This window comes from Cyanobacteria bacterium GSL.Bin1, assembly GCA_009909085.1.
GTDB lineage: Bacteria > Cyanobacteriota > Cyanobacteriia > Cyanobacteriales > Rubidibacteraceae > Halothece.
Genome location: JAAANX010000099.1, coordinates 15,510 through 39,540, shown reverse-complemented (window position 1 = coordinate 39,540; position 24,031 = coordinate 15,510). Strand labels below are relative to the sequence as shown.

Sequence of the window (24,031 nt, the reverse complement as noted above, 5' to 3'; positions counted from 1 at the left end):
GCATGATATTTGACTTTATAGGTGTAGTGATGGATTTAGTCACTCGGTTGCCTGTGAAAATTGGGTTTGCCGAAAATCCTCGTGCTTGCATTAACTCGTTTTGAAGAAGATTTACTAGATTTAGTTTCCCCTCAAACTCTGCTCCGGCTCGACCGAGGTTTTTATCATTTTCAGTTTTGGCAGAAGTTAATTGCTCAAGGCATTGATTTCATCACTCGTGTTAAAACTAATGCAGCGATTGAGGTGCAAATCACTGTGACCGATGGCTATGGGTGACGCGATAAAAAATAAGCCTTATCCCGGCTTTCATTCATAGAGCTTCTCCAGTTACTAATTTTGTTGGTAAAATAAAAGTTTGTGCCACCTTTTTCCAACGCCGGTGGTGATTGTTTCGGTTAATTCTAGAAAAATATAGTAAAAGTCATGGCAAAACGAGTACAAGTTGTTTTACGCAAAGATGTGAAAAAGCTCGGTCAAGCAGACGATTTGGTCGAAGTGGCTCCTGGATATGCCCGTAATTATTTAATTCCGCAGAACTTGGCGAGTGTCGCAACGCCTGGAATTTTGAAACAAGTTGAACAGCGACAAGAAAAAGAACGTCAGCGTCAATTAGCAATTCTCAAAGAAGCACAAGATCGGAAAACTGCCTTGGAAACCATTGGTCGTTTTATGATTCGTAAGCAAGTGGGTGAAGGAGAAGCCATTTTTGGGACGGTCACTCCTCAAGATGTGGTTGATGTGGTTAAGGAAACCACTGGACAAGATATTGATCGCCGAGGTGTGGTTTTACCGGATGATATTAGTCGCATTGGTTTCTATCCTGCTGAAGTCCGACTTCATCCTGAAGTAACGGCTAATATTGAAATTCAAGTGGCTTCTCTCTAACGTGATCTTCACTTGATTCGAGAGCTTTTGTCTTTTTTCATGTTGAGGAAAAGGAAACCGAGCGGTTTAATTGGGTAGGGATGAAGAGAGTTCATCCCTACTTTTTGTTCAATTAAGGGTAAATCTCTAACAGTTTTACACAACAGGTTCGGTAGAGCCGGATTATTATATACTGCTTAAGGGTTTCGAGCGAGATGAAGTGACGAAAGTAGCTATTTTCAGCTTACTACCTCTCCTTTACTGATCCCGAACTCATATTATTCAAGGTTGACACAAGAGCGCGTATCAGACTGAATTAAGAAGTTGAATCTGTCTGCTAATGATGAGTGACAAAGCCTGACGAGTCATCTCCATCGGCATAAATGGAGAGTCTGCCCAATATTTAATCACTTGTTCCGGTAAAACTGGAATGTGGATAAAACCAACTGTCATCTCAGAATGATGAAGCATTTGCCAATCAAGGAAATGATAGAAGACTTGATTACACAGATGAGTGCCGCAATCATTGGAAATTCTAGCAGGAATCTGATGATGTTCCAGTTGGGAGACTAAACCTTCTTGATCGCGTAGAGTACTCCAATAGGCAACAGGACCCTCTGGAACCACCTTTTCTCCTTTGGGCGCATTGCCCGCTCGGTCTAGAGTGACAAAATATCTCAAATTCTTTGCCATCCGTTCCAGAGCAATTTTATTATAACCTTTGGCTTGCCCGATGCCAATAACAAGATTGGGCGACAACGCTTTGAGAGTTTCATCAACGATTTCCCCAAGGGTATTGGTATTGCCAGGTAGAATCTTGAAAGCAATCTTGTCTATGTACGGAGTAAGCTCTTGAGGGGAGTTGTCACGTAACGACACTACCGTTAACTCTGAGGCATTTAACCCTTCATCATTGGGCTCAAAGCCTGTTATCAAAACTTTCATTTCTGCAGGCTATTTTAGATGAATTCCCTTAAGGTAACATGAATTTTAAGTAATCCCTACTGAGCAAGTCTAGGATTCTTAACTGACAGGCTTTTCAATAGTTAACGGGACTTAAACAATCGTGAGGCAAAAACAGTCTCAAACCCTTACACAGTAGTTATTTTACTTCGATTGAGCAGTTTTCTGGATATAGCTGGGTTTCAGCGATTTTTAGGGGGTTGGTGTAAATTCATTGCCATGACTGTGTTTGAGGCTGTTTTCTTGTTGTTTTTTTGTCTAAGTCCCGTTAATCCTTTTTCTACTGAGCGCGATGCCTACGGCTCGGTCTGGAGACCTACGCGCTTTGCTTGCTTTTCAATCGTTACGGAATCTCTTGAGAAACAGATTAGGGGTTAAAACTTGCGTCCCGTGATAAAACTTGAGAAATAATAAATGACGAGGGAAAAAGCGCCTTGTTGCCACCCCTCCAAAATTTGATTGGGAGCTGTTTTAGGGTTTCGGCTCAACAGCGCGGAAACAAACACCGATGTATCTAGAACCACCTTGATCATTAACCTTGATTTTCATAATCTTCCGCGATTAGAGTCTTAATGCGGTTAAATCTGCGCGATCGCGCTAGATCGCGCCCCCACCATAAGGAAAAACCAGGAGACTACCTCAACGCCTTGAGCAGTAACATAAAAGGTCGTTACAGCGAAAAGGAAAAACAAGCGAGAAATAGCACAAACCGAGCGAATCTGGGAACTTTGAACCTTCCCAATCAAACTATTAGCCTGATGAACGACAAGCCCTTTGAACCAATACAAAAAGCCTCCACGACAACAGTGGAGGCAAAATTCACCCGCAGAGAAAATTAGTAACGGATCCCATCGGGTTTATAAACGATAAAGCTAACCATTTGGCACTGACGAATATTATCAAAGCCTACGACACGAATATAGCAGTTGGAATATTCAGAGCGACATTCCCGGACTTCATTGAGCACATCCTGAGGAGAACTGGCATCAAATAAAGGGAGTTTCCAGAGGGTCCAGTGGTGATCTTCCGGGCTCGGAGATTCTTCAAACTCAATTGCAGGAATGAAGTCTTGATCCAACATATATTGGATTTGCTTAGCAATCTGTTGGTCAGTGAGGGGAGGTAAATAAGATAGAGTTTCGTAATGAGGCTGTTTCGGTGTTGTTTTCATGGTTTTTAATCAGATCAATACAACGAGATTATTCAGTAGAATGAGAATCATCGGGAAAAGAGGACGAATCATCTGAGTCTGGATTGTCCGAGTTTTCCGATTGGGTTTGGGTGAGCCGTTCTAAAATCTGGCAACGGTATCGTAAATTCGACTCCTCAACACCTGAGCGAACCATCTCCGGTAAAAAATCTAAGACTCGCTCAGCAAGGTCTTCTCGAACCGTCATAATTCGCATCACTAAATCTTTCCGTTCTGCCATTAAGGCTTCTAGGTAAGCTTCGCTATTTTGCAAATTATGCTGTTGAGAAAACTGTCGTAGCCAGATGGCTTGGGTGGGATTGGTTTCCGATAACTGGTCAAGAATCGTGCGCACTGCTTGATAAGTGAGGTAGTCTTGCAGCACTTTCGCTGTTTCTTGAGCCACTCGTTTTGAGTTCATAATAGTTAACCTTTCCCGACCCAAATCACAATTCTTGGCAGTAGCAATTAGAGGGTATCGACTGCTTCGTACTCGAACTTAATTTCTTTCCAGAGTTCAGAGGCTACTTTCAGTTCAGGAGACCAGCGAGCTGCTTCTTTAATGATGTCGTTGCCTTCACGAGCTAAGTTACGACCTTCGTTCCGTGCTTGAACACACGCTTCAAGGGCAACCCGGTTCGCTGTTGCACCCGGCGCATTTCCCCAAGGGTGTCCGAGGGTACCGCCACCAAACTGTAAGCAGGAATCATCACCAAAGATATCAACCAGTGCTGGCATATGCCAGATGTGAATCCCACCAGATGCAACAGGGAAGACACCTCCTAGAGAAGCCCAATCTTGGGTAAAGAAGTTACCGCGAGAGCGATCTTCTTCCACGTGGTCTTCGCGCATTTGATCCACAAAACCAAGGGTAATTGCACGTTCCCCTTCTAATTTACCGACAACGGTTCCTGAGTGGAGGTGGTCGCCACCCGACATCCGTAAGCATTTCGCGAGAACACGGAAGTGGATCCCGTGGTTTTTCTGACGGTCAATGACCGCGTGCATTGCCCGGTGAATGTGCATGAGAACGCCATTCGCGCGACACCATTTTGCTAAAGTGGTGTTCGCCGTGAAACCGCCGGTGAGGTAGTCGTGCATGAGAATGGGCATATCCAATTCTTTCACGAACTCTGCCCGTTCTAGCATTTGCTCACAGGTCGGCGCAGTCACGTTGAGATAGTGCCCTTTAATTTCGTTGGTTTCGGCTTGTGCTTTGTGAACCGCTTCCGCAACAAAGAGGTAGCGATCGCGCCAGCGCATAAAAGGCTGAGAGTTAATATTTTCGTCGTCTTTGGTGAAGTCTAAACCACCCCGGAGACACTCATACACTGCCCGACCGTAGTTTTTCGCGGATAAACCGAGTTTGGGCTTAATGGTGCAACCGAGTAAAGGACGACCGTATTTGTTGAGGAGGTCACGCTCTACAGTAATCCCATGAGGAGGTCCTTGGAAAGTTTTGAGGTAAGCAAAAGGAATCCGAAGGTCTTCTAAACGCAGCGCCCGTAAGGCTTTAAATCCAAAAACGTTCCCCACAATTGAAGTGAGCATATTCGTGACGGACCCTTCTTCAAATAAGTCGATGGGGTAAGCCACGAACATAAAGTATTGGTTATCTTCACCGGGAACCGCTTCAATTTCGTAGCAACGTCCTTTGTACCGATCTAAGTCAGTCAGGTTGTCTGTCCATACCGTTGTCCAAGTTCCTGTGGAGGACTCAGCAGCTACCGCAGCCCCTGCTTCTTCAGGAGGAACCCCAGGCTGCGGAGTTACTCGGAATGCTGCTAAAAGATCAGTGTCTTTCGGCGTGTAGTCGGGAGTATAGTAGGTCAGGGCGTAATCTTGTACCCCAGCCTTAAATCCACTAGATGATTGTTGTGCTTGTACCATTTCTTTCTCCTGAGTTTTGAGGTCTTGAGATCACCAGTTTCAGATGTTATCCCGAAAAGTTCTGTTTCTTTATTTCAGAGTGATTCTTTTCGGTTTTTGCTATTTATTAGCCTCACTTAGTTTTTTACTGTAACATGAGTTGGTTACATTTTACCTATTAATATTAATTTTTAGCAAAATAGTTTTTACTTATTTGTTTTTCAATCTAAATCTCCTTACTCGATGATTACAAATTTCGAGCATCATATTAATAATAACAGCAATTGACCCGCTTTTCCCCTAGTTTTCAGAAGCACACTCAGACTAACCAGGGGAAGGGTTTTACCGCTGTTGATCAATTTACTTTTCTTTACAAATTTTCTTTTTGTTTTAAAGGGTTTGTGAGAACATTTTTGACCATACTGATTGATTATTAGTTAGTTCTTTGACATTACTAATAACTAATCGCTATTCCGGCCCTACATTACCCGATTCGTCTTTTTTTTCTTGTTTAAAGTTCTCCTTGTGAGGAAATAAAGTCACCATCAAACGTTCAATATGGGTTTGACCATAGATCGTGGTATTGGTATTGGTCGGGGACTGCTGCTGAGAAGAGGAATCAGGGGGAGATTGCTGGTCTTTTTTATTTGTCTCCGCAGTGGGTTGAGTCGAATCTACGGGTTGACCATTGACCGGACTACCATTATTGTTGGCTTTGTTCGTGCTTGATACTGGCGGTGTCCAATCTGGCTGAGGTGGAGGATGGCTACCATTACTGGTGGGTTCGGCATGATTCGTTTCCGATTTGCTATCGGAATCACTCGGGGAAAGATTCTCCTGACGGGAGGTATCTCCCTTGAGGGTGCCTGGGGCAATCTCTTCCCGGACTGCAACGGAGGAGTCAATGAGGGTGGTTGCTGCGCCAATACAGGCGTGATCGCCAATTTTGCCAGAACCAACGACTAAAACCCCTGCCCCTAAAACCGCTCCTTCACCAATTTCGATCGTTCCCTGATTTGCCGTTAAAACGGTTCCCATTCCAATGCAAGCCCCTGCTTTAATGATGATCCGCCCGTTGGCGGTTGCTTGCAGAATCACGCCGGGCGCAATCGCTGCGGTGTCATCAATGACCACATCACCACTGACATAAATTTGGCTGTGACTGATTGTCGGCAGGGAAAGCACAGACATGGACTACAGCCACTAAATGGCTTGCAATAAGGTTTACAAAAAATTCGATTCAGGAATCAGGAGTGTTTAAAGGCAACTCCTGATCATGAATCAACCTAAGCGGGTTGCTGAATGGTTGTTTCCAGGACCCGTCGTTTGGCTTTGGGATCAATGCCCACTAAACGCACATATTCTCCTTGATGATCCGCTAAGCAACCTTCGAGGGCTGATAGGACTTCGGCTTCACGGGTACTTTCAATGGGCGCGCAACTTTGCCAAGAGTTGCGACTAAAGCGTCGTTTATCCGCGTGTTCCGTTCCAATTTGATAGCCTTGGTGCAGCAGGTTTCGCACTTGTTCAACGGTTTCTCGATCTAAGCTACTTTTGGCACCATTGCCGTTATATTGGCTATAGCTTTGACGACCATTACTGCTACGACTGGCTGCTGGTGAAGCTTGAGCCCCTTGCTGAGTAGAAGCACTCTGTTTTCCAGGCTGCTGAATCAAAGTCTCTAAGACTCGGCGCTTGGCTTTGGGATCAATGCCGACGAGGCGCACATAGTCTTTCGGATGTTGGGCTAAGCAGGCATTCAATTCTGAAAGGACTTGATTCACATTCCCTTCCAATTGTCCAGCATTTTGCCAGGAATTGCGACGGAAGCGGCGTTGATCGGCATATTCTAAGCCGATGTTATACCCTTGGCTGACCAGGGAGCGCACTTGTTCAGCAATCTCACCGCCCACTGCTTCGCTTCCGCCACGACTCGCTTGACTAGCTTGAGAAGTTCCGTGTTTGCCAGCAGTGCCATTTTGTTGTCCAGGCTCTTGAATGAGCTGTTCTACAACCCGCCGTTTTGCTTTCGGATCAATGCCAATCAAGCGGACATATTCACCGTTGTATTCTGATAAACAGGCTTCTAATTCCGCGATCGCGCCTGCAACTTGACGGCTTTGGATCGGTGCGCCATTTTGCCAAGAATTGCGACTAAAGCGTCGTTTATCGGCGTGTTCCACACCAATTTGATAGCCTTGATTGAGCAGCGATCGCACTTGTTCTGTCGTATCTTGGTCTAAACCGCCGCTGCTTTGACTGGCTCCCTGGTAGCTTTGACGACGATAACTGGGCTGATATCCGCCATTGGTGCTACTGTAACTGGTATTCGCACTGGGTTGATCGCTCGGTGTTTGAATCACCACCTCCGAAACCCGTCGTTTCGCCTTGGGATCAATCCCAAACAAGCGAACATATTCTCCTGCGTGTTCGGCTAAACAAGCTTCTAACGCTTGAATAACACTGCGTTCTTGCATTTCTTGAATCGGTGCGCAATTCTGCCAGGAATTGCGACTAAAGCGTCGTTTGTCTGCGTGTTCGGTACCAATTTGATAGCCTTGTCGCAGCAGCGATCGCACTTGTTCGATTGCTTCTGGTTTCAAGTTTGTTCCCCCCTGTGATTGCTTGCTTCCATTTGGACTGGGTTTATTCACCACTTTTTGATAACTGGTTTTTGCCCCATTGCCATTACCCGGTTGCTCTGGTCGAGCCCCTTCATTTCTGACTTGGATAATACAACTCGCATCCCGAGCACAGTGATATCCTGCTCTGAGTGCTTCATTCACTTCCACAACATGGTGAGCAAATTTGCGGTCTGACTCTTGAACATCCGGTAAGCGGTCAGCTTGTTGTTGATTGGTGATAATCGCGCCCGAAGGGATATATTTTCCGGGCGGGATTTCCACATCTTGAATGAGGGCATGCATCATCACAATGCAATCATCGCCAACACGCGCATTAAACACGGTGGAACGGAACCCAATAAAGCAATTATTACCGATATAACAAGGGCCATGGATTAGGGCCATGTGGGTAATACAAGTATCCTCTCCAATCCAGACCGAATAATGCTTCCGATCTTCCCCAACTACACGCCCTTCTTCTAAACCATGAATGACGACTCCATCTTGGATATTCGTTCCTTCTCCAATGGCAAAAGGTGAGCCTTCATCAGCGCGAATTGAAGTTCCGGGTGCAACCAGGACATTCGCTCCGACCCAAACATCACCAATAATGTTGGAAAAGGAATGGACATAAGCACTTTCGTCTATTTGGGGTTCGGCGAGGGCTTTTGACCAAGGAGTGGGTGGAGCCGCTTCACTGCGGACTGCCATTGTTTGTTCCTCCTAAATGTAAACGCTTTTGTTTTAGGCAAAAGAGCGGTATAAACGTCAATTTTGACTGTCTTGACATTTTCTCGCCCTTTCTCTCAAGCTTGCTGCCCGAGTTGACTCCCTTTGGGGTGAGATCTTCGGGCTGATTTTCTAGAGAAAGTTCGTCATTGGTTGAACAGAGCGTTAATTCACGCTAAACCGTTTGACGAGACAGGCCTTTTCATTTCTCACCCCTGCGGCGGGACTAAAATTAGTTTTTATTTTATTCACCGTATAGTCGGCGATTATTCACAGTAACAGTATCAATAATGGCAACAACCATGGCATCAAGGGGACGGTTTTGATGATTTTCTGTTTGGCGAGCAGCGCTACCGCGGTTAACCAAGACCCATTCCCCTAGTCCAGCACCAACCGGATCGGCAGCGACTTCGTATTCCGGAAGCAGTTCACCGCTAGCATCAATAAACTGCAACAAGAGTAATTTGACACCGGTCATACTCGGCAATTTTTGTGTGCCAACCACTGTTCCGCAAACTTTTGCCATCTGCATAATCTAGATTACTGGCGAGTGATGTTGCGAGGGGTACCAACGCCTTCGCGGAATTGTTCTACTTCTTCGGTATAACGAATCGGTAAGACGTATTCTAAGTTTTCGTGAGGACGAGCAATAATATGGGTGGATAAGACTTGTCCCCCATTGACTCGTTTCACAGACTCAGTACCAGCGCTCACTGAAGCCTGAACTTCGGAAACATCACCGCGCACAATGACGGTTACACGACCGGTTCCAATTTTTTCATAGCCCACTAAGGTGACACGGGCTGCTTTGACCATTGCATCGGCGGCTTCCACAACGGCGGGAAAGCCTAGCGTTTCTATCATTCCTACTGCGACTGCCATTTGTTTGGTTTCCTCCTCGGAGTTGAGCGTTGTTAATTCACGACATGGAACGGCGGGGACATCTCAATCGAGACTGATGCCAAATCACGGGATTAGGTGGGATGCTTGAAATGCCCCCATTAAAATTATCGGAACTGTTCTACTGCTTCGGTGTAGCGAATCGGTAGGACGTATTCCAGGTTTTCGTGGGGACGAGCAATAATGTGTGTTGATAACACTTCCCCGCCATTAACTCGGTTGGCAGATTCGACCCCAGCACTGACTGAGGCTTGCACTTCGGAAACATCGCCACGAACAATGACGGTGACACGACCGGTTCCGATTTTTTCATAGCCCACTAAGGTAACACGGGCTGCTTTAACCATCGCATCGGCTGCTTCCACGACGGCGGGAAAGCCTAGCGTTTCTATCATTCCAACCGCAATTGGCATATGTGTTTTCCTCGATTGTCAAGCTAGAGATTTGTCTATATAAAAGTGTCAAATTTGGCACGCTTCAGGGCAAGTTGGCTCTTCAGTTCCCATTTCGGCAACGGATGAGCTTTTCCCTAGACAAAAATTTGAAGGTGCTCATTTTTGACGGGGTGGGTTATTTTCCCTACCAAAAAAAAGCATAAATGACATTGTCGCTTTTGACAATATAAAATATCATAATATTTTCAAATTACTCTGTTTAATATTTTTTAATATTGATGATTGGTTATGATTCCGAGACGAGGAGATGCTTCTCTCTATCGAGAATGAGAAGACTGTTTTATAATTGTCTGGGGCGGGACAACTCTATAAGGAGAATTGGATAGGACCGTTTAAAAATTCTGATAATGGCGTCAAGAAAAAATCAATCTCTGAAACTTGATTGACAGGTCACGCCTGATCGCTATTGATGAAATGCTTTTTATTGTCGGATGATCACGCACCACAACAGTCTTTTTTTCTCTAGGTAATTGTCCTTATTTATAACGATAATATTTTCTAATCTTTACCATAAGCATTATCAGCATTCGAGTTTATTTAATACAAACACAGTCACAAATAAAGCACTTTACTAAGTAAAACCGATCAGAATAATTAACGGAATATTCTTGCACTTAGTTAGTCAAATTTAGGCGCTTTTTCAGGAAAAGAGGTGGTCTTAGTAGAAGATAGCAACCGATTTAATTTAAAATTAATATTGTTAGTTAAGGAAAATTTTTTGTATGGGCGATTTGTTAGTACAAGGAACCGTCTTAATCCCCTTCTATGGACTAATAGGGGCGGTATTGACCCTTCCTTGGTCAATGAGATTAATTCGTCGAACCGGACCGCGACCAGCCGCTTATATTAATTTATTGATGAGCTTGATCGCGTTTGTTCACGGGTCAGCAGCATTTATTCTAATTTGGGAAAAACCCCCCCAAGAATTGATCTTTCATTGGTTGAAAGTAGCTGACTTAGACCTGACTTTAGCCATTGAAATTTCTCCGATTAGTATCGGGGCCTTAGAGTTAGTTACAGGCATTACTGTTGTTACTCTGATCTATGGCTTAGGTTATATGGAAAAAGATTGGTCACTGGCGCGATTTTACGGTTTAATGGGCTTTTTTGAAGCCGCTTTATGTGGAATTGCCCTTAGTGATTCTTTACTGTTAAGTTATGGTTTGCTAGAGCTTTTAACCCTCTCTACCTACTTGTTAGTGGGATTTTGGTACGCTCAACCTTTAGTGGTGACTGCTGCCCGGGATGCCTTTTTAACCAAGCGTGTCGGCGATATTATTCTGCTGATGGGGGTGGTCGCGCTTTCTAGTTATGGGGTTGGCTTGACATTTACTGAAATTGGTGCTTGGAGTACCAATGCCAATTTAGCCCCTTTCAGCGCAACGTTACTTGGTTTAGCCCTAATTGCGGGACCGGTTGGAAAATGTGCCCAATTTCCTCTAAATTTGTGGTTAGATGAAGCCATGGAAGCGCCGAGTCCGGCGTCTTTAATGCGGAATTCGATTGTAGTTACCGCTGGGGCTTATGTATTGATTAAGTTGCATCCGATTTTTGAACTCTCACCGCTAGTGGGAGAAGTGTTAATTGCGGTGGGGCTAGTGACTGCTGTGGGGGCTTCTTTTGTCGCGATCGCGCAAATTGATTTAAAACGGACGCTCTCTCACTCGACGAGTGTCTATTTAGGGTTAGTGTTTGTTGCCGTTGGCTTTGGGCGCTTAGATATTGCCTTATTGTTATTGTTGATCCACGCGATCGCGAAAACCCTGATGTTTATGACTGTCGGCTCGATCATTCTCACCACCAATGACCAAAATATTACGCAGATGGGGGGATTATGGTCAAGAATGCCCGTAACGACCCTTTCTTTTTTGGTGGGTGCCTCCGGTTTAGTTGTTTTATTGCCTCTCGGTAACTTTTGGGTGATGGGACAATGGATTGAGAGTTTTAAAACGCTTCCGGAATGGCTATTACCCTTCATTATGCTGATTAATAGCCTCAGTGCGATCAACTTAACTCGAGTGTTTCGTCTCGTCTTTCTTGGAAAACCGCAAGCGAAAACGCGACGCGCCCCAGAAGTCAACTGGCCAATGGCGTTTCCGATGGTCAGTGTCATGGTGATCGCGCTGCTTGCCCCCTTAATTCCCCAGCGTTGGCAACTGTGGTTTGCCCAAACCGGTTCAATTGCTAGCACTGCCACCGTACTGAATCAACCGGAGATGTTACTACTCGTCTTATCGGGTGCCGTCGGTGTAATTTTAGGGGCAACAATCGCGCTTCCTCGCACCTGGATGCGACCGGTTCGCAGCAGTTCTCGGTTTCTCCAAGATTTTCTGGCTTACGACTTTTATCTAGAGCGGGTGTATCGTTGGACTGTGGTCTTAGCTGTGGAACTGGCGTCTAAATTTAGTGCTTGGCTCGATCGATACATCATTGATGGTGTGGTGAACTTAATTGGCTTTGGTACCCTCTTCAGTGGTCAAAGCTTGAAATATAGTGCATCTGGACAATCCCAATTTTACTTACTGACCATTTTGATTAGTGGTGCTTTATTGTTGACGCTTTTGATTAAGTGGCCGTTTTAGTCATGAGAGACGTTCCATGGAATGTCTGTACATTCGTCACCCGTGATTGGCAATGGCAAAACATAACAAATAATAAATAACGAAAAAATGCTGAGTACTTTAATTTGGATTCCTGTGATCGGTGGTATCATCATCGGTTTTTTACCGGATCAACAAGCAGAAAAGTCACGCCCTTTCGCTTTAATAATTGGTAGTCTCTTACTGGCTATAACTTTTGCCATTGGCTTGCAATTTGATCCCACCCAAGAAGGGCTCTTTATATCAGAATCCTTGCCTTGGCTGGAACAACTGGGACTCAATTATTATCTGGGCGTTGATGGCTTAGCCTTACCGCTGATTTTTATTAATAGCTTTCTCACCTTAATTGCCATTTATACCAGTCCTCCCAAAATTGCGCGATCGCGCTTTTACTATGCTCTCTTACTCCTCCTCAGTGCAGGAACAGCCGGCGCGTTTTTAGCGCAAAATGTCCTTCTCTTCTTCCTGTTCTACGAAATTGAACTCATTCCCCTTTATTTCCTCATTGCCATTTGGGGGGGAGAAAACCGAGGTTATGCAGCAACAAAATTCTTACTCTACACTGCCATTTCCGGCGCATTAGTCTTAGCCTCTTTCCTGGGTATCGTTTGGCTCACCGATGCTTCTAGTTTCGATTATGAACCTTTACAAGCACAGGTTCTGCCCTTAGGCAGTCAAATTATCCTGTTGCTGATTCTTCTGGCGGGATTTGGCATCAAAATTCCGATTTTTCCCTTCCACACTTGGCTTCCGGATGCTCACGTCGAAGCCTCAACCCCAATTTCTGTCTTATTAGCCGGTGTCCTCCTTAAACTGGGAACCTATGGCATTTTACGTTTTGGCATTGGCTTATTTCCTGATGCCTGGTCAGTTCTCGCCCCTTATTTAGCAATCTGGGCAGCAATTAGTGCGTTATTTGGTGCGTTAGCTGCCATTTCGCAAAAGGACATGAAACGCGTCGTTGCCTATTCTTCCATTGCACATATGGCGTATATTTTACTCGCCGCTGCTGCGGCGACCCCGTTAAGTTTGGTCGCTGCTGTGGCACAAATGATCAGTCATGGTCTGATTTCAGCGTTATTATTCCTCTTAGTGGGAACCGTAGGTAAGAAAACCGGAACGCGGGATGTGGAAACATTAAGAGGATTACTCAACCCAGAACGAGGTTTACCCATTATTGGCAGTTTAATGATTTTAGGGGTCATGGCAAGTGCTGGGATTCCAGGAATGGTCGGCTTTATCTCCGAATTTTTAGTCTTTCGCGCCACCTTCTCAATGTTTCCCATTGCAACTTTATTTTGTTTAGTGGGAACGGGATTAACTGCTGTTTACTTCCTACTCATGATTAACCGTGTCTTTTTTGGCCGGTTACCCCAAGCTTTTAGTAACTTACCCGCTGTCCCTTGGTCGGATCGAATTCCAGCAGTTGTTTTAGCTGTTTTGATTGTTGCTTTAGGCTTACAACCCAGTTGGCTAGTCCGTTGGAGTGAAACCGAAACCGCGGCTTTATCGCAAGTCAATACAGAAACCATCGTTAGTCAACAATTAACTGGCAATCACTAGCAAGACAGTATAAAAAATAATCATTATGGTAGCCACACAGTTTGAACCGTCTCAACATCGCCTCGCCGAAGATATCTATCGTTTAGAAGCTGGAGAAGCATTGTTAAAAGATTCTCCAACGAATTTGATTGAAGTGGTCGGAATTTTGAAAAGTTATGGGGTCGTCTTAGATGCCTATGCCCAAAACTTGAAATATATTGCAGAAGAACAGTTTTTAATCTTCTTCAATTTCTTTAAGTATTTTAATGGCAAAGTCACTCCCCAAAAATTGTTGCGTCATTGGTGGCATGATCGCATTAATTATGAATATGCTGAATATACCATGCGAGCGATGATGTGGCATGGGGGCGGGGGGTTAGATGCTTATTTAGATAGCCCTGAATTTCGCGAAGCGGCAGAGCAAGTGATTCAGGCTAAGTTTAAATGGAATCCTTTGATGAGGGGAGTTCACGCCATTTTCAATGACTTTTTACCGGAACATTTGCGTCAAATGGCTTATTATAAGGGCTTGGGCGATTTCTGGACGATTATGAGTAAGATCTTCTTAGAACTCAGCGATCGCTATTTAAAGGGAGAAATTCAATCCATTCCTGAGGTGGTTGAACACATTAAACAGGGTTTAGTGGCTGATGCGAATACACCGATCACTTATCGCGTCAAAATTCGCGGTGAAGTGTACGATTTAATTCCCAAATCAGCCGGACTCACTTTCCTCCCGGATACAGCCATTCCTTATGTTGAATCGATTTTCTTCCGTGGCACCCCTTTTCCGGGTTTGGTTTCTTTCAATGCCCAAGCCTACCAAATTCCAGTGCAACAAGAAGAGTTTGCGTATGGGGCTTTGAATGCAGATGTGATTGCGACAGGAACCGCAGGTGTTCCACCCACATTATTAATGCAGGATATGAGGCATTATCTTCCGGATTATTTGCGAGACTTTTATCAACAGTCGGGGCGCGGTGAAGGTGACTTATTAGTCAAAATTTGTCAAAGTTTCCAAAAGTCAATGTTTTGTGTAACCACAGCAGCTGTGAAAGGACTTGCGCCTCACCCCTTTGATACAACTCATTTAGAAGAAAAGCGAGAAAATCGGCGTTATCTGGAGCAATGGATGGATAAAATCCTAAATACACGCTTAAAACTCGCAAATGCTGATTATAATAATCCTGAGTCAGTCTTCTAGCTGAATCTTTAGAGGGTGAGAGCAAGATTAAAAATCGCCAGAACCCTTAACCAACGGTCATCTTCAGGGAAGGGGATATCACCAAAACTTGATTCTAGAGAGGCTTGTTGGCGTAAATTGCAATGCCACCCCTAGTCTTCTGAACCCTTACGATTTTAGAAAATGGGCACCGTAAAAAAGCTGAAACTGTAGGGAAGTGGAGTGACTATTTTTACATTTTGTGATATGCGGTGTCCCCTTTTTAGGCTACATTTAAATTATCAGGGATTCATAACATGAAGGAGGTTTTTATGTTCTTAAAACATAAACCCAGCGGTGATTTGGTAGAAGTCCTCACTGTACCTGAAATTTACAATCCTGGGGAAAAAATGATTCAAGGGCGTTTTCATGCCGGAGAAGAAATGCAAGATCCAGAAACTTTTTCTAAAGAAGACTTGACTTTCCTTCTGGAGAAAGTTTACCCCAATGCTGGCTAGATCCGGCTTATTTACAACACTTGCCTCAAAAAAAAGTGGTTGCGCGTCGGTAAGAAGAGGTAAATGCTGACCAACGGTCATCGGAAAACTCTGTTCTCTAGCCCTCATCCGAAGTGCAGAGTGGTCGTTTTCGGGTAATCTGTGACAAATCAGATTACCCTTTTTCAATTTTATTTTGACCAACAGTCACCGGAGCAAAGCGTGAGGACAGGCGCCTTCCTAAACGGAAGGAAGGCGTAATCTCTAACCAGAACTCCAGCATTGGAGACTGATCGAGAAGTCTCATTGAAGAGAAAGTAGTGCGATCTGGCAAAGCCAATAAGATATGGCACTTTTGGGAACGTAACTGAAAAAGGAACCTACTCTTCTTCTGCTTCAGACGTTTCAGAAAACTCAGCATCAGTTGCTTCACTATTTTTCTTAGATTTTTTATTCGTAGCCGAATTAGCTGGTACAAGTGCCCCCATCTCAATTTTTTCGTGAACGGCAGCTTCTATTTCAGCGACTTTTTCTGGATTGTCCTCTAAATATTTGATCGTATTGTCACGCCCTTGGGCAATATTATCTCCCTGATAGCTATACCAAGCACCTTTACGATTAATGACATCGGTTTGTTCGGCAATATCGACTAAGCAGCCCAGCTGAGAAATCCCATGTCCGAAGATAATGTCAAACTCAGCAATGCGAAAGGGAGGAGCAACTTTATTCTTAGCAACTTTTACTTTCGCCCGAATGCCATATTCTCCTTCACTTCCCTTTTTCAAGGTTTGAATCCGTCTAATGTCAAGACGTACGGAACAATAAAACTTCAGGGCATTACCACCAGTTGTTACTTCTGGACTACCGTAAGTCACCCCAATTTTTTGTCGGAGTTGGTTGAGAAAGATCACCGTACAACCCGATTTACCAATATTACCAGCAATTTTCCGCAGGGCTTTACTCATTAAACGGGCTTGTAAACCCACTTGCGTGTCTCCCATTTCCCCTTCAATTTCAGCACGGGGGGTTAAGGCTGCTACAGAATCGACAACAACAATATCCACAGCAGCTGAACGCACCAGTTGATCCACAATTTCTAACGCCGATTCACCCGTATCCGGTTGAGAGACTAAAAGGTTTTCAATATCAACGCCTAATGCATCAGAATAAGTGGGATCTAGCGCGTGTTCGGCATCCACAAAAGCAGCAACGCCTCCTGCTTTTTGGGCTTCCGCGATCGCGTGGAGGGCTAATGTTGTTTTCCCTGAACTTTCTGGACCGTAGATTTCAATAATTCTCCCCTTGGGTAATCCTCCTCCCAAGGCAATATCAAGGGTATGAGCACCGGTAGGGATGGTTTCTACCTTCATCTGCGCTGCATCCCCAAGACGCATGATCGAACCTTTACCAAAATTGCGCTCGATTTGATTGAGAACCAAGTTCAATGCTTTCTCTTTATCGGGATTATTGGTCATTGTGGTGGTTGTTGCCATTGTGGTAACGGACTCTCTCCATGAGCTTATTTGAGCAATGTTGTTCTATTGTATCTACTTTGCACTCAAATGATGAATAATTAATCAACTTTACGGATAAAATAGTGCAAAAACTCTGATGCTAGAGATTTTTGCACTGACTTGAGAGCTCTACGTTCGGAAAGAACGGGTGAGTGATTAACTCAAAGCAAAAGATAAACCACAACTGCAAGTATTAACCGCTTGTGGATTTTTAAAGCGGAAACCCCCTCCCATTAAATCTTCGGTATAATCGAGGGTCAATTGATGAAGATAAGGAAAGCTTTTTTCATCAATGACCACCGAAAAATCAGGTTGAGGGTAGACGCGATCGCTGGTGCCAATTGCTGGTGCCCAGCCTAGGGTGTAATACAGTCCAGAACACCCTCCTTCTTCGACGCCTAATCGCAGATAGCAAGCTTCTTGCCCACGAGTGGCTTGAATGCGCTTAATTTCTTTTCGAGCAGCATCACTAATTTGAATCATTAAGCTGAATGGCGAGCATAATCGTCCTGAAAGCGAATAATATCATCTTCCCCTAAATATTCTCCATTTTGGACTTCAATGAGGACCAAATTAATAACACCAGGGTTTTCGAGACGGTGAGCCGTACACTGGGGAACATATGTGGACTGATTGGTGGTTAAAATTTCTTCGTGATCGCCGCAAATAACTTTTGCTGTTCCTGACACAACAATCCAGTGTTCACTGCGGTGGTGATGCATTTGTAAACTCAAGCGATGTCCAGGCTTGACCTCAATCCGCTTGATTTTATATCCACTCCCTTCTTCAAGGGTGGTAAAGGATCCCCACGGACGAGATTCGGTTTCTGTTGCTGCAGAAAATTGGAGAGCGGAGGCAAATGTCAGAGTTTCTGTGTTAGACATAATTTTTCTCTATTAATTATTAATACTGAAGGCTGGAACACACAGCGATCTCAGAGCAAGGCAATGAGGAATCAAAAAATTTCGGAGAGATCACTTATCCTAAATTTTGCCATAACTCTCCCCTGAAAAAGTATAATCATGACTTAATTTTTTTTTATTATTTGCTATTTTCAAATATCAGGTCATCCGCCATGTCAAAATTAGCTGTTACATTTTGCACATCATCCAATTCCTCCAAAGCATCCATGAGTCTCAGCAACAATTTTGCTTGCTCTGAATCACTTATTTTAACAGAGTTATTCGCGAGCCAGCGTAATTCTGCTTCTTTCACCGGAAAACCCTGTTCCAGTAAAGTTTGATTCAGCTGTTCGAGATGGGTGGCTTCGGTAAAGACTTCAGCACCGGGATCATCATTCATCTCATAGGTTTCTGCGCCCCCTTCCACAGAGACTTCTAACAGCTCCTCTTCATCAACTTCTCCTTCTAAACGCACCACGCCCTTTTGTTCAAACATCCAACTGACACAGCCCGTTTCACCTAAGTTGCCCCCATTTTTAGAAAACGCGGAGCGTAAATCGGCTGCGGTGCGATTGCGATTATCGGTGAGGGCTTCAATGAGAATTGCTACGCCACCCGGACCATAGCCTTCATAACGAATCGCTTCGAGTTGGGCTTCATCACTTCCCATGGTTCCCGCACCTTTCGCGATCGCGCGCTCAATATTATCGTTGGGGATGCTGGCGGCTTTAGCTTTGTCGATTGCTGTTCGCAATTGAAAATTTGCTTCAGGATCCGGTCCCCCATTGCGTGCTGCCACAATGATGGCGCGAGACAGTTGGGTAAAGGTTTTCCCTTTTTTGGCATCGACACGCGCTTTTTGCCGTTTAATATTTGCCCACTTACTATGTCCTGCCATATTGGTTATTCGTCATTCGTCCTTAGTCATTGGTTATTCGTCATTCGTCGCTTGGTTATTGTAATCCGACAAAGGACGACATCATTAGGTTTCATTCCCTATCCCTAAATCTACCTCTGGCTCCGATGACGTTGTAAACTAAGCAGGGTAGGGTTACGACAACCCTCTAGCATCATACCAATTGTACTGAGGAGACGATATGGCGCTTGAATATCCTAGCGATTTGAAATACCTTGACTCCCACGAATACGTGCGAGTAGAGGGTGAAACGGCAACCATTGGCATTAGTGCCTTTGCCGTGGATCAACTGGGAGATATTGTTTTTGTTGAACTCCCGGATGTTGATGAAACGTTGGAAAAGGGAGAAACCTTTGGCACTGTGGAATCAGTGAAAGCGGTAGAAGATATGTATGCGCCGGTATCGGGCAAAGTCATTGAACAAAATACCGCTGTGGTTGATGCCCCAGAAACAATTGTAGAAGATCCCTATGGTGCGGGCTGGCTGTTGAAAGTGCAGCTTAGTAACCCAGAAGAAGTCAATGACGCCCTTTCGGCAGATGAATATCGGGCTAAAGTTGAAGGAGAATAAAGTTTGGGGAGAAAAATTAATCTTCCCCGCCAAATTTGTTACAAATTGATACAGGAGGACTCGCTAAGTTCTTTAGTGTAGTAAACATATCCGTTTTCTATGGTTAGTTTAGATTCAAGAACAAGACAAACGACAACGAAACAACAGCGTTCCCCCGTGGAAGAAGTTCTGGGATTAGAGGATCAGTTCGTGAATCGTCACGTTGATCCGACATCGGAAGAAATTGACCAGATGCTCAAGGCATTAGGCTTTTCTTCGTTGGATGCGCTCATTGATGAGACGGTTCCCAGTTCGATTCGCTTGCAAAAGCCGTTAGATCTACCGGAACAAAAAAGTGAACATGAAGCCCTGAAACAACTGCGCGCGATCGCGTCAGAAAATCAGGTGTTTCGCTCTTTTATTGGCATGGGTTATTACGACTGTATTACCCCGGCTGCAATTCAACGGAACATCTTAGAAAATCCAGGCTGGTACACCGCTTATACGCCGTATCAACCCGAAATTGCCCAAGGGCGCTTAGAAGCATTACTCAATTTCCAAACCATGATTAGTGATTTAACAGGATTGGAAATTGCCAATGCCTCCCTGTTAGATGAAGCAACCGCGGCAGCGGAAGCGATGAGCATGAGTGTCGGCGTTTCTAAAAGTAAAGCTACGACTTTCTTTGTTTCGGAGGAATGCCATCCGCAAACAATTGAAGTCCTACAAACGCGGGCGCAACCTCTAGGATTAGACATTCTGGTGGGCAATCACCGCGAATTTGACTTTAGTACGCCTATTTTTGGTGCTTTACTACAATATCCGACCACAGAAGGCAAAATTTGTGACTATCGGGATTTTGTGGAAAAAGCCCATGAACAGAAAGCGTTAGTAACGGTGGCAGCGGATCCCTTGAGTCTGGCGCTATTAACCCCTCCCGGAGAATGGGGGGCTGATATCGCAGTGGGCTCTACCCAACGGTTTGGGGTACCGTTAGGGTATGGTGGACCACACGCCGCTTACTTCGCAACGAAAGAGAAATATAAACGTCAATTACCGGGTAGACTGGTCGGCGTTTCTAAAGATACACAAGGAAAACCGGCGCTCCGCCTCGCGTTGCAGACGCGAGAGCAGCACATTCGGCGCGATCGCGCAACCAGTAATATTTGCACCGCGCAAGTGTTACTCGCGGTGATTGCTTCCATGTATGGGGTCTATCATGGTCCCGACGGTATCAAACGCATTGCGGAAAAAGTGCATCGTTTGACTGTCACCTTAGCAGAAGGTTTAAAACGTATTGGTTATACCATTGCGGATGAACCTTACTTTGACACCTTAAAAATCGAAACTGAGAACGCACCACAAACCCAGCAAGCGATTCTGCAAGCAGCAGAACAACAGCAAATTAACTTGCGCAGCTATGCTGATGGTGCAGTTGGAGTAAGTTTGGATGAAACAACAACCGTAGAAGAAGTAACCAGTCTTTTACAGTTGTTTGCTGGGAAAGATACCCTTCCGTTTTCGCTAGAGGAATTAGTTCCTGAATTAACGTTTGAATTTCCCGAACTGTTTAATCGTACTAGCAGCTATCTTACAGAAGCAGTCTTTAATCAGTATCACTCGGAAACGAAACTGGTTCGTTATCTCAACCATCTCCAAAGCAAAGATTTATCGTTAACCACATCCATGATTCCCTTGGGATCTTGTACGATGAAGCTCAATGCTGCTGCTGAGATGTATCCGGTAACTTGGGCAGAATTTGGCAAAATTCATCCTTTTGCCCCGAAATCTCAGACGAAAGGCTATCAAACCCTATTTGAGCAGCTCGAAACGTGGTTATCTGAGATTACAGGCTTTGCTGATATTTCTCTGCAACCCAATGCGGGCGCACAAGGGGAATATACAGGACTACTGGTGATCCGTCAGTACCATCAAACCCGCGGACAAGGTCATCGCAATATTTGCTTAATTCCTGAATCTGCACATGGAACCAACCCGGCTAGTGCGGTTATGTGTGGGATGAAAGTCGTTCCCATTCAGTGTAATGAACGGGGAGACATCGACCTTGATGACTTACGCACCAAAGCAGAAAAACACAGTGATAATCTCGCTGCGTTAATGGTTACGTATCCCTCTACCCACGGGGTATTTGAAACCGAAATTCAAACCATCTGCGAAACCGTTCACCAACACGGCGGACAAGTGTATCTCGATGGGGCAAATATGAACGCGCAACTGGGCTTATGTCGTCCTGGGGATTATGGCGCAGATGTTTGTCACCTCAACTTGCACAAAACCTTCTGTATCCCCCACGGTGGCGGTGGTCCTGGTATGGGTCCCATTGGGGTACAAGACCACTTAAAACCGTTCCTTCCCCGTCATCCTGTCATTGAAACCGGCGGTGAACAAGCCATTGGTGCGGTTGCTGCTGCGCCTTGGGGAAGCCCTAGTATTCTGCCGATTTCTTGGATGTTTATTGCCATGATGGGCGGAACTGGACTCACTCACGCCAGCAAAGTCGCGATTCTCAACGCGAACTATATGGCGCACCGTTTGGATGAACACTATCCGGTGTTATACAAAGGGAATGCGGATTTAGTGGCGCACGAATGTATTATTGACTTGCGTTTAGTCAAGAAGAGCGCCAATATTGGTGTGGATGATATTGCGAAGCGGTTAATGGACTTTGGTTTCCACGCACCAACGGTGTCTTGGCCTGTTGCGGGAACCATGATGATTGAACCGACAGAAAGTGAGTCGAAAGAAGAATTAGACCGCTTCTGTGATGCAATGATTGCCATCCGCAAAGAAATTGCTGCCATTGAAACGGGAGAAGTGGATGCTGAGGATAATGTCCTCAAACACGCCCCGCATACCCATGAAATGCTAATTGGGGATGATTGGCAACGTCCTTACTCTCGGGAAAAAGCAGCCTATCCCAGTGACTGGTTACGGGATTATAAATTCTGGCCCAGTGTGGGACGGATTGACAATGCTTTCGGTGATCGCAATTTAGTCTGTTCTTGTGTGGGAATGGAAGCGTACACCGAGTAACGCTTAACTGGTAAGGAGTTATTAGCACACGATAAGGTGGGTATTGCCCACCTTATTTTTATCGGTTCAGTTTGAGCGCGATGGGTTCGCCGCTACGTTAGATTTAGTATGAATTGATAAACAAAGAGTTGATAAAATTTCTGTATATGTTATGTCTGAACGTGATGAGTACATTCGCAAATTTGATCCGTATCGAGATGAGGATGGTCAAGTATTAGAAACTTCAGAAATGTATGTAAAGCGAATGCAGACGGAGCATTTGCCTCATTGGCCAGAAGAAGTGTTAACAGAGTGGTTCTACTGGCATCAAGGGCATCTTGAAAAATACGCGTTTTTGAGGTATGAAACATTTCATTTTGAACAACAAACATGGCCTCTTGCTTGGATCCCTGGGCGTGAAGCATTTGATCGTGGGGATTTCTGCGACAAATTTAGTAATATTCAGCTGCGTGCCGAAAAAAAGATGACTGGCTTGCCAATCACATGTTGAAGCACGGAACATGGAATACACCAATTGTTCTACTTCACAATCTCGATAGTGAATATAGATTTCCCTGCGGGAAACCACTAAAGTCACCTTATCATCTTCTTGAAGGGCATCGTCGCTTGTCCTTTCTTAATGGCTTACGGAATATAGATAAAGCACTTGCTGAGCATAAAATGTGGCTAGTGAGGCTTGGGTACTAGATTATGTAACTTCGCTGTTGGCTACGGCAAGCACCTGCTTGACTAATTCATAAATACTGAACTAATATAAATACTAGGGGCTATGCCCAGGGGTAGTCGTAGGACTGCCGAATTAAACCGCGCCAAATAAGGTGGTAGCGGTTTTAATTTTTTAAATTTGGATGATCAAAGCAATAGTATTTTATTCCCATTACTCCTAAATCCCTGAACTCTAAAACTGTATCAACTAACTTTTGATGCTGTTTTAGTGCTTGAAAGGCTAGGTTGTCAGGTTGTTCTTTTGACTTGGCTACTGGATACAAGCATAAGTCAGCAATTTGTAGAATAGGGTTACTTTTCGATTTACCTTCGATCCCGGTTAAGACTTGCTGAAGTTGGTTAGATGTTAGAGGTTGGTATTTACCAGAAGTTTCTGGATTGAAGGGTGCTCCCTGATACCTCACATTATTGAAGTAACTACTGATCAGCCTGTCTTCCTTTTTACCTGCTTTTTCAAAGTAAACCATCACTTTCCCATCTTGAAGACTAACATATTTGCTAACTCGCTCTAACAAGATGGAAAAAGCACTTTTCATCATTTCCCAAGTATCGCTGCCATAGCGGTTCAGGTAACGGTCAAGATAACCTTGTCGAGAAATCACGCATCCATGTACGATAATTGGACATTGAGTAATCATATCTGTCAAATCTTGCAAAAATTGATTTTGCTCTTTTTGTGATCTACGCCCTAGCCATGCAAACTTTTTCTTTCGGCTTCTAATCTCATTTCCATGAAGAGGAGTGCTTTCTTCGATCTCCCAGCGTTCCTTAAATTTAGCAACTTTTTGGCGAATCCTATCTTCATCCTCATGCTTAATCAATATTCCCCCAACAGCAAAGTATGGAGCTCTGTCTTTTGGATTAGGTTTTGGACTTCCACTTTCATCGATATAAAGAGCAAATTTTTGGCTCATTAAAGATTGACTTAAGTTACAAACTTCAAGCATCATACAATATTGAAGCGCGCCCCAAAAC

23 protein-coding genes and 1 pseudogene are annotated in these 24,031 nt (G+C 44.5%); 10 read left to right on the top strand and 14 right to left on the bottom strand.

Annotated features, from left to right (window positions below; translation table 11 throughout):
* Nucleotides 1-81 precede the first annotated feature (81 nt).
* Nucleotides 82-276, top strand: a complete 195-nt coding sequence (locus GVY04_13240; protein ID NBD17061.1) for a transposase — start codon at nt 82-84, stop codon at nt 274-276.
* A 147-nt stretch (nt 277-423) separates the two neighbouring features.
* Nucleotides 424-885 carry a 50S ribosomal protein L9 gene (gene rplI, locus GVY04_13235; GenBank protein NBD17060.1) on the top strand — a complete coding sequence of 154 codons (462 nt, stop codon included), beginning with the start codon at nt 424-426 and terminating at the stop codon, nt 883-885.
* Between the two features lie 285 nt (nt 886-1,170).
* Here rplI and GVY04_13230 read toward each other — a convergent pair whose 3' ends face one another.
* Entirely contained in the window at nt 1,171-1,809 is a 639-nt protein-coding gene (locus GVY04_13230; GenBank protein ID NBD17059.1) for a hypothetical protein, read from the bottom strand.
* Between the two features lie 590 nt (nt 1,810-2,399).
* Here GVY04_13230 and GVY04_13225 point away from each other — a divergent pair.
* The gene (locus GVY04_13225) at nt 2,400-2,666 is read left to right on the top strand and encodes a hypothetical protein (GenBank protein NBD17058.1); all 267 of its coding nucleotides are present in this window, start codon (nt 2,400-2,402) and stop codon (nt 2,664-2,666) included.
* On the opposite strand, the gene GVY04_13220 is transcribed toward GVY04_13225, so the two are convergent.
* The 8 genes from GVY04_13220 to GVY04_13185 all read right to left on the bottom strand — a co-directional run bounded on the left by GVY04_13220 (nt 2,663) and on the right by GVY04_13185 (nt 9,551).
* Entirely contained in the window at nt 2,663-2,998 is a 336-nt protein-coding gene (locus GVY04_13220) for a ribulose bisphosphate carboxylase small subunit (protein ID NBD17057.1), read from the bottom strand. The genes GVY04_13225 and GVY04_13220 overlap by 4 nt on opposite strands.
* Before the next feature lie 28 nt (nt 2,999-3,026).
* Nucleotides 3,027-3,437, bottom strand: coding sequence for an RbcX chaperonin protein (locus GVY04_13215; protein ID NBD17056.1), 411 nt, complete (start codon nt 3,435-3,437; stop codon nt 3,027-3,029).
* A gap of 47 nt (nt 3,438-3,484) precedes the next feature.
* A complete protein-coding gene (locus GVY04_13210) occupies nt 3,485-4,906 on the bottom strand; it encodes a ribulose-bisphosphate carboxylase large subunit (protein ID NBD17055.1) in 1,422 nt (473 codons plus the stop codon).
* A 447-nt stretch (nt 4,907-5,353) separates the two neighbouring features.
* A complete protein-coding gene (locus GVY04_13205) occupies nt 5,354-6,076 on the bottom strand; it encodes a transferase (protein NBD17054.1) in 723 nt (240 codons plus the stop codon).
* Between the two features lie 95 nt (nt 6,077-6,171).
* Nucleotides 6,172-8,220, bottom strand: a complete 2,049-nt coding sequence (locus GVY04_13200) for a carbon dioxide concentrating mechanism protein CcmM (GenBank protein NBD17053.1) — start codon at nt 8,218-8,220, stop codon at nt 6,172-6,174.
* A 262-nt stretch (nt 8,221-8,482) separates the two neighbouring features.
* Nucleotides 8,483-8,770, bottom strand: coding sequence for a carbon dioxide concentrating mechanism protein CcmL (locus GVY04_13195; GenBank protein NBD17052.1), 288 nt, complete (start codon nt 8,768-8,770; stop codon nt 8,483-8,485).
* A gap of 8 nt (nt 8,771-8,778) precedes the next feature.
* Nucleotides 8,779-9,120: a BMC domain-containing protein gene (locus GVY04_13190; GenBank protein NBD17051.1), complete on the bottom strand. Its 342-nt coding sequence runs from the start codon at nt 9,118-9,120 to the stop codon at nt 8,779-8,781.
* A 125-nt stretch (nt 9,121-9,245) separates the two neighbouring features.
* On the bottom strand, nt 9,246-9,551 hold the full coding sequence (locus GVY04_13185; protein NBD17050.1) for a BMC domain-containing protein: 306 nt from the start codon (nt 9,549-9,551) through the stop codon (nt 9,246-9,248).
* Nucleotides 9,552-10,315: 764 nt separating this feature from the next.
* On the opposite strand from GVY04_13185, the gene GVY04_13180 reads away from it, so the two are divergent.
* The 4 genes and pseudogenes from GVY04_13180 to GVY04_13165 all read left to right on the top strand — a co-directional run bounded on the left by GVY04_13180 (nt 10,316) and on the right by GVY04_13165 (nt 15,468).
* A complete protein-coding gene (locus tag GVY04_13180; protein ID NBD17049.1) occupies nt 10,316-12,175 on the top strand; it encodes an NAD(P)H-quinone oxidoreductase subunit F in 1,860 nt (619 codons plus the stop codon).
* Between the two features lie 87 nt (nt 12,176-12,262).
* Complete coding sequence (locus GVY04_13175) at nt 12,263-13,756, top strand: NADH-quinone oxidoreductase subunit M (protein NBD17048.1); 1,494 nt, start codon at nt 12,263-12,265, stop codon at nt 13,754-13,756.
* Nucleotides 13,757-13,781: 25 nt separating this feature from the next.
* On the top strand, nt 13,782-14,939 hold the full coding sequence (locus GVY04_13170; GenBank protein ID NBD17047.1) for a CO2 hydration protein: 1,158 nt from the start codon (nt 13,782-13,784) through the stop codon (nt 14,937-14,939).
* Nucleotides 14,940-15,229: 290 nt separating this feature from the next.
* Nucleotides 15,230-15,468, top strand: a pseudogene (locus GVY04_13165) (acetyltransferase).
* Nucleotides 15,469-15,774: 306 nt separating this feature from the next.
* Here the strand turns inward: GVY04_13165 and recA are convergent.
* The 4 genes from recA to GVY04_13145 form a co-directional block, all read right to left on the bottom strand.
* Nucleotides 15,775-16,887, bottom strand: a complete 1,113-nt coding sequence (gene recA / locus GVY04_13160) for a recombinase RecA (GenBank protein ID NBD17046.1) — start codon at nt 16,885-16,887, stop codon at nt 15,775-15,777.
* Between the two features lie 177 nt (nt 16,888-17,064).
* Nucleotides 17,065-17,391, bottom strand: coding sequence for an iron-sulfur cluster assembly accessory protein (locus GVY04_13155; protein NBD17045.1), 327 nt, complete (start codon nt 17,389-17,391; stop codon nt 17,065-17,067).
* Nucleotides 17,391-17,792, bottom strand: a complete 402-nt coding sequence (locus tag GVY04_13150; GenBank protein ID NBD17044.1) for a cupin domain-containing protein — start codon at nt 17,790-17,792, stop codon at nt 17,391-17,393. Before GVY04_13150 ends, GVY04_13155 begins: the two co-directional genes overlap by 1 nt.
* Before the next feature lie 157 nt (nt 17,793-17,949).
* Nucleotides 17,950-18,708, bottom strand: a complete 759-nt coding sequence (locus GVY04_13145) for a YebC/PmpR family DNA-binding transcriptional regulator (protein NBD17043.1) — start codon at nt 18,706-18,708, stop codon at nt 17,950-17,952.
* Nucleotides 18,709-18,907: 199 nt separating this feature from the next.
* On the opposite strand from GVY04_13145, the gene gcvH reads away from it, so the two are divergent.
* The 3 genes from gcvH (at nt 18,908) to GVY04_13130 (ending at nt 22,820) form a co-directional block, all read left to right on the top strand.
* The gene (gcvH, locus tag GVY04_13140) at nt 18,908-19,297 is read left to right on the top strand and encodes a glycine cleavage system protein GcvH (GenBank protein NBD17042.1); all 390 of its coding nucleotides are present in this window, start codon (nt 18,908-18,910) and stop codon (nt 19,295-19,297) included.
* A gap of 99 nt (nt 19,298-19,396) precedes the next feature.
* Nucleotides 19,397-22,330: an aminomethyl-transferring glycine dehydrogenase gene (gene gcvP, locus GVY04_13135; protein ID NBD17041.1), complete on the top strand. Its 2,934-nt coding sequence runs from the start codon at nt 19,397-19,399 to the stop codon at nt 22,328-22,330.
* A gap of 151 nt (nt 22,331-22,481) precedes the next feature.
* Nucleotides 22,482-22,820 (top strand): hypothetical protein, encoded by a 339-nt coding sequence (locus tag GVY04_13130; GenBank protein NBD17040.1) that lies wholly within the window; start codon nt 22,482-22,484, stop codon nt 22,818-22,820.
* 340 nt (nt 22,821-23,160) lie between these two features.
* Here the strand turns inward: GVY04_13130 and GVY04_13125 are convergent, their stop codons facing one another.
* Nucleotides 23,161-23,970, bottom strand: a complete 810-nt coding sequence (locus tag GVY04_13125; protein ID NBD17039.1) for a DUF3800 domain-containing protein — start codon at nt 23,968-23,970, stop codon at nt 23,161-23,163.
* Nucleotides 23,971-24,031 lie beyond the last annotated feature (61 nt).